The following is a 14,128-nucleotide window of genomic DNA, read 5'->3' as shown; positions in this document are numbered from 1 at the left end:
TGCAAGCTATACCTGAAGAGGAGGCCGCCGATGTCCGATGATCTGATCAAAGTCACCTATCGCCTTGAAACTCCGGGCGATATTGCGGCGTTGGCGGCGAAAATCGCTTCGGATCAATCGACCGGAACCTTCACCGATCTGCCGGGGGAAACCGCGGCGGTGAAAGCCCGCTGCGCCGCCCGTGTGCTGTCGATCACCGCTTTGCCCGACACGCAAACGCCGTCTTTCCCCACCGAAGGCCACAGCTTCCACCGCGCCGATGTGGTGATCGGCTACCCACTGGAAGCCGTCGGCACCGACATTGCTGCGCTGATGACGATCACTGTCGGCGGCGTCTATTCGGTGCGTGGCCTGTCGGGTGTGCGGGTGATGGATTTCGACCTGCCGCCTGCGTTTGCGCGCCATCCCGGCCCGCAATTCGGCATCGACGGCTCGCGCAAACTGACCAATGTTTACAACCGCCCGATCATTGGCTCGATCATCAAACCCGCCTTGGGCCTGACGCCTTCTGAAACCGCGCTGATGGTGAAAGAACTCTGCGAAGCAGGCGTTGATTTCATCAAAGACGATGAAAAACTGATGAGCCCCGGCTATTCCCCTTTAGCCGACCGCATCGCTGCCGTGATGCCGGTGATCGACGCCCACGAACAGCGCACCGGAAAGCGGGTGATGTATGCGTGGGGGATTTCCTCAGCCGACCCCGATCAAATGCTGGAAAATCATGATCTTGTGGTCAAAGCCGGTGGCAACGCGGCGGTGATTAACATCAACTCCGTCGGCTACGGTGGCATGACATTCCTGCGCAAACGCTCGCAACTCTGCCTGCACGCCCACCGCAACGGCTGGGATATTCTGACTCGCCATCCCGGTTTGGGCATGGAATTCGCCGCTTGGGCGAAAATTTGGCGCTTGCTGGGGGTAGATCAGTTTCAGATCAACGGCATAGCCGCAAAGTATTGGGAACCTGACGATAGTTTCGTACGTTCGTTCCACGATTGCATGACGCCAATTTTCACCCCCGCAGATCGCCCCTTGCCGGTGGTAGGATCTGGTCAGTGGGGCGGACAAGCCGTTGAAACCTATGCCAGAACCGGGCAAACCACGGATCTGATGTATCTCGGCGGCGGCGGCATCCACGGCCATCCGGGCGGAGCCGCCTCTGGCGTCGCGGCCATCCGCCAAGCGTGGGAGGCAGCCGTGCAGGGCGTGGCCTTGGCCGATTATGCCAAGGATCACAAGGAACTGGCACAGGCGCTGCAGAAATTCGGCCAGAAATGAAAAACGCCCCCAACCTTGCGGAAGGGGGCACTAATTTACATGAGCTACCTCAGGTAATCCGCTGAATAGACGCGGTAATCTCGTCCCATTCAAACACTTTCTTCCAGTCATCGCGCATCAGCATCGGCTTGCCGAACTCGATCGCCTTGTTGCACGCGTCCGAGAACACCCCCGGCTGTTCGTCAAAGATCACCGCCGCAAGGATGTTCATATGCCCCAACAGGAAATCACGCGCCGCGGCCTGCGGCACCCCGCGCGCCACACATTCATCCATCGCCTCGCGCATCACCACCAGAAGCGAGGCCACCACGGTTTCCGACAACCCCGGCTCCAGCATCGCCATCTGTTCCACCGTGACGCGATGCGAGCGCACAACCGGGGCGAAAATCGCCTTGGCCACCGCTTCGCCCACCGCATAATGCGCCTCTGGCCCCTGCATCAGCGCGTTCACCACACCTTGCTTCGCCGCCACCCCGCCAAAGAAATCGCGCTTGGCGTCCGGGTCGGTCTCGTCGTTGAAGATCGGCGGATGGCAGGGGTGGGTGACGAAATAGGTGATGTCCGCGCGCGGTGGCAGATGCCCGGCAAAAGGGGCCGCCGCATCCAGACAGATCACAATCGTCCCCGGTGCCACCAGCGGCACCACCATGCCCGCCACCTTGCCAATCGCGGTATCCGGCACCGCCAGCACCACCACATCGGCACCCTGAACCGCGACAGCCGGGGCCACGCAATCGGCACCAACCGCCTCTTTCAACCGCGCCTGACCCGCCTCCGATACCTCAACATGTGCCACCACATAATCGGTTTTCGCCAGATTGCGCGACAGCCGCACGCCCATCTTTCCGCCCGCCCCAAACAGCGCAATCTTCGTCATAGCTCTCTCCATTCGCCACTTGCTCAACTGGTATGATGAGATAATGTGATAGCGACAAGTCGAAGGAAGCACAATGCAAGAAGCCCTGCCGAACGGCCTGCTGATGACGTGGTATGGCGATGATTTCACCGGATCAGCGGCGGTGATGGAGGCGTTAACCTTCGCAGGCCTGCCTTCTGTGCTGTTCTTCGATACGCCGACCCCCGCGCAACTGGCCCGCTTTCCCGGCATGCGCGGTTTGGGCATCGCCTCCACCGCCCGCAGCCACAGCCCGGCTTGGATGGCCGCAAACATGCCCGCGCCGCTCGCCTTCTTGGCCGCGCTGAACGCGCCCTTTCTGCATTATAAAATCTGCTCCACCCTCGATTCCGCTGCCCATGCCGGCAATATCGGCACCGCCATCGACCTCGCCCTGCAAGCCTGCCCCTCCAAGGGCATCCCAGTTCTGACCGCCGCCCCCCGGATGCGCCGCTATCAGGCCTTTGGCCATTTGTTCGCGGGCTCCCCGCAGGGGGTGTTCAGGCTTGATCGTCATCCGGTGATGGCGCAGCACCCCGTCACGCCGATGGCCGAATCCGATGTGCTGCGCCATCTCGCCACACAAACCCCGCTGCCCTCGGCGCTGTTGGATCTGGAGGCTTTGGCAGATCCACAAACAGCCCAAACCGCCCTGGACAGCGCGCTGCAAACCGCCCGCCTGCTGAGCATTGATACAATGACAGCCGAGACAGATGCCGCCGCAGGTCGCCTGATCTGGCAGAATCGCGATAATCTGCGGCTTCTGATTGGTTCTCAAGGCATTGAATATGCACTTATCGAACATTGGCAGCGCGAAGGCCTGGTCCCTGCCGCATCCCCCACCCCCTCCGCAGGGGAGGTGGCCCAGATCATTGCCGTCTCTGGGTCGGTCTCGCCGACCACCGCCGCGCAGATCGAATGGTCCGCCGCAAACGGTTTCGGCCTTGTCCGCCTGAATGCAGCAACCCTGCTGAGCAACCCCAAAGCCGCCGAAGCCGAGGCCGCTCAAGCCGCCCTCGCCCTGATCGCGCAAGGCCAAAGCCCGCTGATCCTGACCGCCGCGGGCCCCACGGATCCCGCCGTCACCGCCTTCCGCACAACCCTCGCGCAAAGCGAAATTCCGCCCGAAGCGGCCAATCAACGCATCGGCGAAAGCCTTGGCCGCGTGCTTGACGCCACCCTGCGCGCCTCGAAAATCCGCCGCGCGGTGATCTCCGGCGGCGATACCTCTGGCCACGGCGTGCGGCAGTTGGGCCTGTTCGCCCTTAGCGCCTTGGCCCCGACCATCCCCGGCGCCGCGCTGTTCATGGCTCACGGCGACGGCGTGCATGATGGCCTGCAACTGGCACTCAAAGGTGGCCAGATGGGCAGCGCGGACTATTTCGGCTGGATTAGGGCAGGCGGCGGTGCGCGCTGAACTATCGACAGCGCCCGCGAAATCCAGCACTCTTGCAGTATCCAAAAGAAGGTGAAGGCCATGTCGCAAATCACAGACCTCATCCTCCCAACGGGCCTCTGGCTGGGCCGCGTCTGGCGTGCGGGGCTGGGCCCCAGCCTTGTCACCCTGCGCGATACGCGCGTCATCGACATCACCACGCGCGCAGTCCCCACAATGCGCGATGCGCTGGAACACCCTGATATCGCCGGGTTTATCGCTGGTATCCACGGTGAAGACATTGGGGCACTGTCCGAAATCGCCGCTGCCTCCATCGAACCTGATCAAAGCCAAACCCACCTTTTGGCCCCGAACGATCTGCAAGCCGTCAAAGCGTGCGGCGTCACCTTCGCCCGCTCGATGGTCGAACGGGTGATCGAAGAACGCGCCGCCGGAAACCCCGCCCGCGCCGCTGAAATCCGTGCCCGCGTGACGGATGTAATCGGCAACAGCCTGCGCGATCTGATCCCCGGCTCCGCGAAAGCCGCCGAAGTCAAAGCCCTGCTGCAAGCCGAAAATCTGTGGAGCCAATATCTCGAAGTCGGCATTGGCCCCGATGCCGAGGTGTTCACCAAGGCCCAACCGATGTCTGCCGTCGGCTACGGGGCCACGGTCGGCCTGCACCCGATCAGCCAATGGAACAACCCCGAGCCCGAGGTGGTGCTGGCGGTCAATTCCAAAGGCCAGATCGTTGGCGCAACCTTGGGCAATGACGTCAACCTGCGTGATGTCGAAGGCCGCTCGGCCCTGCTGCTTGGCAAGGCGAAAGACAACAACGCCGCCGCCAGCATTGGTCCGTTCATCCGCATCTTCGACGATGCGTTCACTCTGGATAGTGTCCGCACGCTTGAGTTGACCCTGATCGTCACCGGCGAGGATGGCTTTCAGCTTACAGGCGCCTCGTCGATGCGCCAGATCAGCCGCGACCCCGCCGATCTGGTCGCGCAAACCCGGGGCCGCCATCACCAATATCCCGATGGCTTCATGCTTTACTGCGGCACGATGTTCTCGCCGGTGCAAGACCGCGACGGGCCGGGGCAGGGCTTCACCCACCACATCGGCGACGTTGTGACCATTTCCACGCCCGAACTCGGCAGCTTGCGCAACACGGTGCGTCTGTCGACCGAAGCCCCGGAATGGAGCTTCGGCACCAGCGCCCTGATGCGCAATCTGGCAGAACGAGATCTGCTCTAACTCATTAGAATTTAACTAAAATTTTCTTTCATATTGGCTAAAATATTCCACGGGGGCTCCGGGGGTGTGAAACCCCCGGCGATCAATGCGGCAGACAACCCGTTGAAATCAGGCCAGATCTGCCGGAAACAACTCTGCGGGCAGGTTCTGGAACGCCACCGGGCGCAGCCAGCGCCGGATCGACAACGTGCCCACGCTCGTCGCGCCAAAATTGGTCGAGGCCGGATAAGGCCCGCCATGCACCTGCGCATCGACCACTTCCACCCCAGTCGGAAAGCCATTGGCGAGAACCCGACCCGCCTTGCGCTCCAGCACCGGCAAAAGCAGCCGCGCGGCTGGATAATCCGCCGGATCAATCTGCAACGTGCAGGTCAACTGCCCCTGCAACGCCTGTGCCACCGCCTGCATCTCGGCAAAATCGGCAACCCGCACGATCAGCCCCAACGGCCCGAACACTTCCTCGCCCAAAGCATGATTGGCCAGCCAATCCGCGCCAGAAACCTCGAACAGATAGGGCGTCGCCTGCCGCATGTCGCAAACCGAGGTCAGCACCGCCTGCACGCCCGCACTTGCCGCCACCCGGTCGCGGCCCGCGCGATAGGCCGAGGCGATACCATCGGTCAACATTGTCTGCGCGCCAACCTTCGCCAGCCCAGCTTTGGCGGCATCAATGAACGCCTGCGTCTCGGGCCCGTCGATCACCACCGCGATGCCGGGATTGGTGCAAAACTGACCAGCCCCCATCGTCAAAGATCCGGCCCAGCCTGCAGCCAAAGCCTCGCCCCGTGCCGCCACAGCAGCGGGCAGCAGGAACATCGGGTTCACCGAACCCAATTCACCAAAGAACGGGATCGGTTCCGGCCTGCGCGCGCAGAGGTCAAACAACGCCCGCCCGCCGCCCAAAGATCCGGTGAAGCCGACCGCCTTGATCAAGGGATGCTGCACCAAAGTCTCGCCGACATCGCGGTTACCGCCTTGCACCAAGGAAAACACGCCGGGATGCAAACCATGCGCTTTGATTGCCGCATCGATGGCTTGGGCGATAATCTCGCCGGTGCCCGGATGCGCCGAATGGCCTTTGACCACCACCGGGCAGCCTGCCGCCAATGCGCTCGCGGTATCGCCGCCCGCCGTGGAAAACGCCAACGGGAAGTTTGACGCGCCAAACACCGCAACCGGCCCCACGGGCACCTGCATCATGCGAATTTCGGGCCGGGGGGCAGGCGCGCGATCCGGTTGCGCCGCATCAAAGCGGCGATCCAGATATTCCCCCTTGCGGATGTGGTTGGCGAACAGCCGCAGCTGCCCGGTGGTGCGCCCGCGCTCCCCCTCCAGCCGCGCCGCTGGCAGCCCGGTTTCCGAAGTGCCAATCGCGGTGATCTCGGCCCCGCGCGCGTCAATTTCCTCGGCGATCTTGTCGAGGAAAGCCGCCCGCGCCTCACGGCTTAAGCCCGAATACGACGGATAAGCCGCTTCCGCGCCCTGCACCGCCGCATCGACATCCGCAGGCGTGCCGACGGCGAAGGCCAAAGCCTCGCCCGTCGCCGGAGTGGACAGGAAGGTCGTATCGCCCGCAACCCAGTTGCCCGCGATAAGGTGTTTGCCTGTTAGCATGATGGTCTCCTTGATCGAAGGCTGGGGGTTTCACACCCCCAGACCCCCGTGGAATATTTAAGCCAATGTGAAATTAGAAGTCGAAAGCCTCGGTTTCAATGCGGCGGCCCAAAGTCAGCGCGTCGGCGACATGCACCATCGGCGCGAGATCAACCTCGGATGCGCCCTGCGCCACCAATTCCGCCATCCGTTTGTACAGCGCGGGGTATTCGCCCATGATGGTATTCTCGCCGCCCGCGACTTTGCCGCCGATTTCCAGCACATTACCGCCCATCCGCAGGGCCATCGGGCCTTGGTCGGTGTCGACCTCGATATCCCAGGTTTGCGGCCCGGTTTGCCGCCAGTCGAAATCAGCGGTGACATGGCCCGAGAAGGTCAGTTTGGCCCCGATCGGGGTCTGGCGATTGGACGGAAACTCCAGGCTGGCAGCGGTCAGATGCACCGGAGCGGGCAGGATTTCGGTCAGGATCGAAAGCGCATTGATGCCGGGATCAAACACCCCCATGCCACCGGGCTCGAACACCCAATCCTGCCCCGGATGCCATTTCCGCACATCCTCGCGCCAGGTGATATGGGCTTTCAGGATGCGCTTGTCGGCCAACCAAGCCTTCGCCGCAGCCACCGCATGCGCCATCCGGCTGTGCCATGTGGTATAAAGCGTCAGCCCCTTGGAAGCCGCAAGGGCTTGCAACGCATGAACTTCCGCCAAGGTTGCCCCCGGCGGCTTCTCCAGCATCACATGGCGTCCAGCCAGCAGGGCCGCCTCGGCATACTCAAACCGCGGCACCGGCGGCAGGCACAGCGAAACCACCGGCACACCCGGCCGTGCCGCCAAAAACGCCGCGAAATCGTCAAACGCCTCGACGCCTTCAACCGCACCTTTGCGCGAGACCGTCGCGGTCAGTTCCCAATCCGGCGAGGCCGCAATCGCCGGAACATGCTGATCAATGGCGATTTTGCCGATGCCAACCAGTGCGATCTTCATCAATGCGAATCCTTGCCCACCGCATTGCCGCGCGCGCCTTTCAGGAAATCCAAATCGGCCCCGGTATCTGCGCCCTCGACATGGCGCTGATGCAGCCAGCCATAGCCGCTTTCATACAACGGATGGATCGGCACCCAAGCCGCCAACCGCGCCGCGAGTTCCTCATCCGAGATATCCAGATGCAGCCGACGGTTCGGCACGTCCAACTCGATGAAATCGCCGTTCTGCACCACAGCCAACGGCCCACCCGCTGCCGCTTCCGGCGAGGTGTGCAGCACCACGGTGCCATAGGCCGTCCCCGACATCCGCGCATCGGAAATCCGCACCATATCGGTGATGCCGCGGCGCAAGATCTTCGGCGGCAGGCCCATATTGCCGACCTCTGCCATACCCGGATAACCTTTCGGCCCGCAGTTTTTCAACACCATGATGCAGGTCTCGTCAATGTCGAGATCCTCGTCGTTGATCTTGGCTTTGTAGTCGTCGATATCCTCAAACACCACGGCGCGGCCCCGGTGGGTCAGCAAAGCCGCCGTTGCCGCTGAAGGTTTCAGAACAGCCCCCTTCGGCGCAAGATTGCCCTTCACCACCACCACGCCACCCGATTGCGCCAGCGCTTTATCGGCAGGCAGGATCACATCGTCGTTGTGGTTGACCACATCCTTGACCTGCTCCCACGCGGTTTCCCCCGACACCGTCAGCGCATCCTTGTGCAGCAGACCAGCCTCGCCGAGACGTTTGATCACCACGGGCAGACCGCCCGCGTAGAAGAATTCCTCCATCAGATATTTGCCCGACGGCATCAGGTTCACAATCGTCGGCACATCGCGGCCGCAGCGATCCCAATCTTCCAGCGTCAGATCAATGCCGACACGGCCCGCGATCGCCAGCAGGTGGATCACGGCGTTGGTCGATCCCCCAATCGCCGCATTGGTGCGAATGGCGTTCTCAAACGCTTCTTTCTTCAGAATATCCGACGGCTTCAAATCATCCTTCACCATCTGCACAATCCGCCGCCCGGTAATCTGCGCCATCACCCGACGCCGACTGTCCACCGCCGGAATAGCCGCATTGCCCGACAACGCCATGCCCAAGGCTTCCGCCATCGAGGCCATCGTCGACGCCGTCCCCATCGTGTTGCACGACCCCGGAGAGCGGCTCATCGAGGCTTCGGCGTCGACAAATTCCTCTTTGGTCATCGTCCCGGCCTTCACGGCTTCGGAGAACTTCCAAAGGTGAGTCCCCGATCCAACCCGCTCATTCTTGTAATAGCCGTTCAGCATCGGCCCGCCTGTCACCACGATTGACGGAATATCCGTAGACGCCGCCGCCATCAGCAAAGAAGGCGTGGTCTTGTCGCAGCCCACCATCAGCACGCAGCCATCCATCGGCTGGCCGCGCATGGCTTCTTCCACCGCCATCGCGGCGAGGTTGCGGAACATCATCGCGGTGGGGCGGAAGGCAGATTCCGACGCGCTGAAAACCGGAACTTCAACCGGAAAGCCCCCAGCTTCATAAATCCCATGCTTCACCCGCTCTGCCAGATCGCGCAGATGCGCGTTGCAAGGTGTCAATTCCGACCATGTGTTCAGGATGCCAATAACGGGCCGACCATCGAACAAATCCGGCGGGAAGCCTTGGTTCTTCATCCAGCCACGGTGGTAGATATTGTCCTTTGACGTGCCGCCAAACCAGGTTTGCGAGCGCAGTTTGCGGGGCCATGTGGCGGGTTTGAAGGTCATGTTATCCTCAGAGTTGCTTGACGCTCACCGCACCCGACAGGGCAGGGGCCACGGCCAAGGGGTTACGCAACGGCAGACCAAACGCATCGACCTGAATTTCAAACACATCGCCGGGCAGCACGTTCAGCCCTTCGGCAAAGCTCAGCGTGGCGGTGCCAAACATATGTACATGCAGATCGCCGGGCTGGCGGAACAGCGCATATTTGAAATGGTGATGTTCAAGGTTCGCAAAGGTATGCGACATGTTGGCCTCACCCGACAGGAACGGCTTGTCGAAAATCGCGCGGCCATCACGCCAGATCCGGCTTGCGCCGCGCACATCCGCTGGCAGATCACCCACCAGCAATTCCGGCCCGAACGAAGCTTCGCGCAGTTTCGAATGCGCCAGGAACAGATAGTTGATCCGTTCGGTGACATGGTCGGAAAACTCATTCGCCAAGGCCCAGCCGACCCGCGCCGGGGTGCCATCGGCGTCAATCAGATAAATCCCCGCCAGTTCCGGCTCTTCCCCGCCATCCAGCGCAAACCCCGGCGAGGTCAGCGCCGCACCCGGAGCCACCGCCGTATACCCGTTGCCCTTGTAAAACCACTCCGGCTGCACCCCGACTTGCCCCGGCGCAGGCCGCCCATCGGCCAGCCCCATCTGGAACATCTTCATGCTGTCGGTCAGCGTCTCGGCGCCGTCCAACTTGGCGTGCATCGCATCGCGCGTTGCCGCCGACCCCAGATGCGTCAGCCCGGTGCCGGTCAGGTGCATATGCGTCAGATCCGGGTGGGTGATCGGCAAAGCCAGCCGCCCCGCAGCAGCCAAAGCCACCAGATCCACCGCTTCTCCCAAGCCCCGCGCTGCGATCACCGCAGCCAAGGGTTTGCCCTGCGCCAAAGCCTCGGTCGCCAGCGCATAGGTGCTGACCGCGCCGCGCACAATCGCCGCTTCCGAGCCTTCCCGCGCCACCACGCTGATGGATCCGTCGGCGTTCTTAATCTGAGACAACAGCATGATATTTCTGCCTTATTTCGCTTTATTGTAAACGTCGAACACCACGGCTGCCAGCAGCACAAGGCCCTTGATCATCTGCTGATAATCAATGCCGATGCCCATGATCGACATGCCCATGTTCATCACACCCATGATCAGCGCCCCGATCACCACGCCGACGATCTTGCCCGACCCGCCGGTCATCGAAGCCCCACCGATGAACACCGACGCAATCGCATCCAGTTCAAACCCGGTACCGGCTTTAGGGGTGGCCGAGTTCAAGCGCGCCGTCACCATCATGCCCGCCAAAGACGCCAGCACGCCCATGTTGACAAAGCAGGCAAACACCAGACGATCCGAGCGGATACCCGACAGTTTCGCCGCCTTCTCATTGCCGCCCACCGCGTAGATCCGCCGCCCCATCGTGGTGTTTTCGGTGAAAAACGCATAGAGCACGGTCAGCACGATCAGCACCACCAGCACGTTCGGCAGACCTTTGAGATAGGCCAGCTGATAGCCGACAAACCCGGTCGCGGCTGCAATCAGCGCGGTGCGGCCGACGAAAAGCGCCATCGGCTCCGGCTCGATCCCGAATTCGACATCGCGCGCCCGCGCCCTGAACCCCAGCCAGAACTGCGCGCCAATCGCCAGCACCACAAGCAAGACGGTCAGGCCATGCGGCGAGTTGATCCCGGTCAGATCCGGCAGGAAACCGCTTGAAATCGCTTGGAATTCTTTCGGAAACGGCCCGATGTTCTGCCCGCCGAGCATCCACATCGTCGCACCGCGAAACACCATCATCCCCGCCAGCGTCACGATGAACGACGGGATCCGCCAATACGCCACCCAATAGCCCTGCACCGCACCAATACAGCCGCCAACCACCAGCGTGGCGGGAATGACGATGTAGAACGGCAGGCCAAGTTTCACCGTCAGATAGGCTGCAACCGCCCCGGTAAACGCCGCAACCGATCCCACCGACAGGTCAATGTGACCAGAGACGATCACCAGAAGCATCCCCAGCGCCAGAATGATCACATGGCCATTCTGCAAGAAGATGTTGGTGATGTTTTGCGGCTGCAAGAAGGTCTTGCCCTGATAGCCCAGCAAAATCGAGAACAGCGCCACAATGGCGACCAGCGCCAGCAGCATGCCGTTTTCGCGCAGCCGTTCGCCCAAAGCCGAGCTGGATTTGTTGTCTTGTGCCATTATGCAGCCTTCCCTTCGCCCTTCAGGATCATCGCCATGATCTTCTCTTGGCTGGCCTCTTCGCGGCCCAATTCCCCAACAATCCGCCCCTCGTTCATCACATAGATGCGGTCGCACATGCCCAACAGCTCGGGCATTTCCGAGCTGATCATCACGATAGAGCGGCCCTGTTCGGCCAATTCCTTCATGATGGTGTAAATCTCAAACTTCGCGCCGACGTCGATGCCGCGCGTCGGTTCATCCAGGATCAGCACTTCGGGGTTGGTGAACAGCCATTTCGACAGCACCACCTTTTGCTGATTGCCGCCCGACAGGTTCATCACCTTCTGCTGCACCCCCGGCGTGCGGATCGCCAGTTGCTTGCGATAGCCCTCGGCCACGCGGGTCTCACGCCGCTTGTCCAGCACGCCGCGCATCGCCACGCCCGCTAGATTGGCCAAAGTGATATTCTTTACAATGGGTTCTTCCAGGATCAGCCCCAGCCCCTTGCGGTCTTCGGTGACATAGGCAATCCCCGCCTTCACCGCTTTCGGCACGGTCGAGACATCGACGGGCCGCCCGTGCATCCTGATCTCACCCTTATGGCCCTGCCCATAAGACTTGCCGAAAATCGACATCGCCAGTTCGGTGCGCCCGGTGCCCATCAGCCCGGCAATGCCCACAATCTCGCCCTTCTTCACCGTGAAGGATGCGTCCTTGATGATCTGCCGATCCGCCTGCTCGGGGTGCCAGACGTTCCAGCCCTTCACCTCCATCAGCGTCTCACCCGCATTCAGCACCCGCTCAGGATAACGATGCGCCATATCGCGCCCCACCATGTCGCGGATGATGCGGTCTTCGGTGATCTCGTGCTTGTCCATCGTGGACACCGACGCGCCGTCCCGGATCACGGTGATCCGATCCGCCACTCGGGAAATCTCGTTCAACTTGTGGCTGATGATGATCTGCGTCACCCCCTGCGCCTTCAGCTCCAGCATCAGGTCCAGCAGCTTCTGGCTGTCATTTTCCTGTAAAGCCGCGGTCGGCTCATCCAGGATCAACAACCGCACATCCTTGGCCAAAGCCTTGGCGATCTCGATCAACTGTTGCTTGCCGACGCCGAGCTTTTCCACCTTGGTGGTCGGCAATTCCCGCAAGCCCACTTTCTTCAACAGCCCCTCAGTGCGATGATAGGCCTCCGGCCAGTTGATCACGCCATTCTTCGCCACCTCGTTGCCTAAGAATAGGTTCTCGGCAATCGACAACAGCGGCACCAGCGCAAGTTCCTGGTGAATAATGATAATCCCGCGCGCTTCACTGTCGCGGATGTTGCGGCAAGCCAAAGTCTCGCCGTCATAGATGATATCGCCCTCGTAAGAGCCAAACGGATAGACCCCCGACAGCACCTTCATCAGCGTCGATTTGCCCGCACCATTCTCGCCGCAGATCGCATGGATCTCACCCGGCTGAACGCTCAAAGACACATTGTCCAACGCTCGAACACCCGGAAAGACCTTGCTGATCCCCCGCATTTCCAACAGTGCTGTCATGGTTTCCTCCAAAAGCCCGTGCCCGCCCAGATGGACGGGCACGGGAAATAACTTACTTCAGCTCGTCAGCGGTGTAATAGCCCGACGTGACCAGCACAGCTTCGTAGTTGGCGGCAGTCACCGGCTGGCTTTCCAGCAGATACGACGGCACAACCTTGACGCCATTGTCATAGGTTTTCTCGTCGTTGATCTCTGGCGTGCCGCCCGAAAGCACCGCGTCCACCATCTTGACGGTGACTTTCGCCAGCTCGCGGGTGTCCTTGAAGATCGAGGAATACTGCTCGCCCGCGATGATCGACTTCACTGACGGCACTTCGCAATCCTGACCGGTGACGATCGGCATTTTCAGATCGCCCGAGCCATAGCCCACGCCTTTGACCGACGACAGGATACCGATCGACAGACCATCGTAAGGCGACAGCGCGCCATGCAAAGCCTTGTCGCCGTAGTTCGACGACAGCAGGTTATCCATGCGGGCCTGAGCCACAGCGCCATCCCAACGCAGGGTGCCGACAACTTCCATGCCCATCTGACCCGACGGAATCACGATCTCGCCCGAGTCGATCATCGGCTGCAACACCGACATCGCGCCATTGTAGAAGAAGAACGCGTTGTTATCGTCCGGGCTGCCGCCGAACAACTCGACATTCCACGGCTTCACATCGCCAAAGCGCTCTTTCAGGCCCTCAACCAACGTGGTCGCCTGCTGCACGCCAACCTTGAAGTTGTCGAACGTCGCATAATAGTCGACCGAGCCGGAATCACGGATCAGACGGTCATACGCGATGATCTTGATGCCAGCCTTGTTGGCGGCGTCCAATGCGTTCGACAAAGTGGTGCCGTCGATGGCCGCAATCACCAGCGCTTTCACGCCATTGGTGATCATGTTTTCGATCTGTGCCAGCTGGTTCGGAATGTCGTCTTCTGCATATTGCAGATCGGCGGTGTAGCCCGCTGCGGTGAACTGATCCACCATCGACTTGCCGTCCGAAATCCAGCGCGCCGAAGATTGCGTCGGCATGGCGATGCCGATGGTGCCCTTGTCTTGCGCGAAAGCTGGCAGACCGAACACGCCCGTTGCAGCCGCAGCGCCGCCCAGCGCCAAAAGCGCCCTTCTTGAAACTTGCATTCTATATCCTCCCAAGCGGCACGTTGGCCGCGATAACCCGACGGATCGACAGAGCAGGCCCTCCCGAGACCGTGCGGCACTCTTGCAACAGCTAAATATATCGGTCAAATGATGAAATAATATAGAAACATGGCTGAAC

The 14,128-nt window shown here is 61.2% G+C and carries 11 protein-coding genes; 3 read left to right on the top strand and 8 right to left on the bottom strand.

What is annotated here, in order from left to right:
- The first annotated feature begins 30 nt into the window (after window positions 1-30).
- Complete coding sequence (gene oiaX, locus U1A24_RS13775) at window positions 31-1,278, top strand: 3-oxo-isoapionate-4-phosphate decarboxylase OiaX (protein ID WP_322322547.1); 1,248 nt, start codon at window positions 31-33, stop codon at window positions 1,276-1,278.
- 49 nt (window positions 1,279-1,327) lie between these two features.
- On the opposite strand, the gene U1A24_RS13770 is transcribed toward oiaX, so the two are convergent.
- Window positions 1,328-2,155, bottom strand: a complete 828-nt coding sequence (locus tag U1A24_RS13770) for a phosphogluconate dehydrogenase C-terminal domain-containing protein (RefSeq protein WP_322322546.1) — start codon at window positions 2,153-2,155, stop codon at window positions 1,328-1,330.
- A gap of 73 nt (window positions 2,156-2,228) precedes the next feature.
- Here U1A24_RS13770 and U1A24_RS13765 point away from each other — a divergent pair, with 73 nt between their 5' ends.
- Window positions 2,229-3,590 carry a four-carbon acid sugar kinase family protein gene (locus U1A24_RS13765; protein WP_322322545.1) on the top strand — a complete coding sequence of 454 codons (1,362 nt, stop codon included), beginning with the start codon at window positions 2,229-2,231 and terminating at the stop codon, window positions 3,588-3,590.
- A 60-nt stretch (window positions 3,591-3,650) separates the two neighbouring features.
- Window positions 3,651-4,802: a fumarylacetoacetate hydrolase family protein gene (locus U1A24_RS13760; RefSeq protein ID WP_322322544.1), complete on the top strand. Its 1,152-nt coding sequence runs from the start codon at window positions 3,651-3,653 to the stop codon at window positions 4,800-4,802.
- Between the two features lie 108 nt (window positions 4,803-4,910).
- Here U1A24_RS13760 and U1A24_RS13755 read toward each other — a convergent pair whose 3' ends face one another.
- The 7 genes from U1A24_RS13755 to chvE form a co-directional block, all read right to left on the bottom strand.
- Complete coding sequence (locus U1A24_RS13755) at window positions 4,911-6,416, bottom strand: aldehyde dehydrogenase (NADP(+)) (protein WP_322322543.1); 1,506 nt, start codon at window positions 6,414-6,416, stop codon at window positions 4,911-4,913.
- 73 nt (window positions 6,417-6,489) lie between these two features.
- On the bottom strand, window positions 6,490-7,401 hold the full coding sequence (locus U1A24_RS13750; protein WP_322322542.1) for a Gfo/Idh/MocA family oxidoreductase: 912 nt from the start codon (window positions 7,399-7,401) through the stop codon (window positions 6,490-6,492).
- Window positions 7,401-9,143, bottom strand: coding sequence for an L-arabinonate dehydratase (araD, locus tag U1A24_RS13745; protein WP_322322541.1), 1,743 nt, complete (start codon window positions 9,141-9,143; stop codon window positions 7,401-7,403). Before araD ends, U1A24_RS13750 begins: the two co-directional genes overlap by 1 nt.
- Before the next feature lie 7 nt (window positions 9,144-9,150).
- Window positions 9,151-10,143: an AraD1 family protein gene (araD1, locus tag U1A24_RS13740; protein ID WP_322322540.1), complete on the bottom strand. Its 993-nt coding sequence runs from the start codon at window positions 10,141-10,143 to the stop codon at window positions 9,151-9,153.
- A 12-nt stretch (window positions 10,144-10,155) separates the two neighbouring features.
- Window positions 10,156-11,331 carry a multiple monosaccharide ABC transporter permease gene (gene mmsB, locus U1A24_RS13735; RefSeq protein ID WP_322322539.1) on the bottom strand — a complete coding sequence of 392 codons (1,176 nt, stop codon included), beginning with the start codon at window positions 11,329-11,331 and terminating at the stop codon, window positions 10,156-10,158.
- Window positions 11,331-12,860 (bottom strand): multiple monosaccharide ABC transporter ATP-binding protein, encoded by a 1,530-nt coding sequence (mmsA, locus tag U1A24_RS13730; RefSeq protein WP_322322538.1) that lies wholly within the window; start codon window positions 12,858-12,860, stop codon window positions 11,331-11,333. Before mmsA ends, mmsB begins: the two co-directional genes overlap by 1 nt.
- Window positions 12,861-12,912: 52 nt before the next feature.
- Window positions 12,913-13,989: a multiple monosaccharide ABC transporter substrate-binding protein gene (gene chvE / locus U1A24_RS13725; RefSeq protein ID WP_322322537.1), complete on the bottom strand. Its 1,077-nt coding sequence runs from the start codon at window positions 13,987-13,989 to the stop codon at window positions 12,913-12,915.
- Window positions 13,990-14,128: the final 139 nt, after the last annotated feature.

It is taken from the genome of Cypionkella sp. (assembly GCF_034376685.1).
GTDB lineage: Bacteria > Pseudomonadota > Alphaproteobacteria > Rhodobacterales > Rhodobacteraceae > Cypionkella.
Note: the sequence above shows the minus strand (reverse complement) of the source record. Positions and strands in the feature narration are given on the sequence as shown.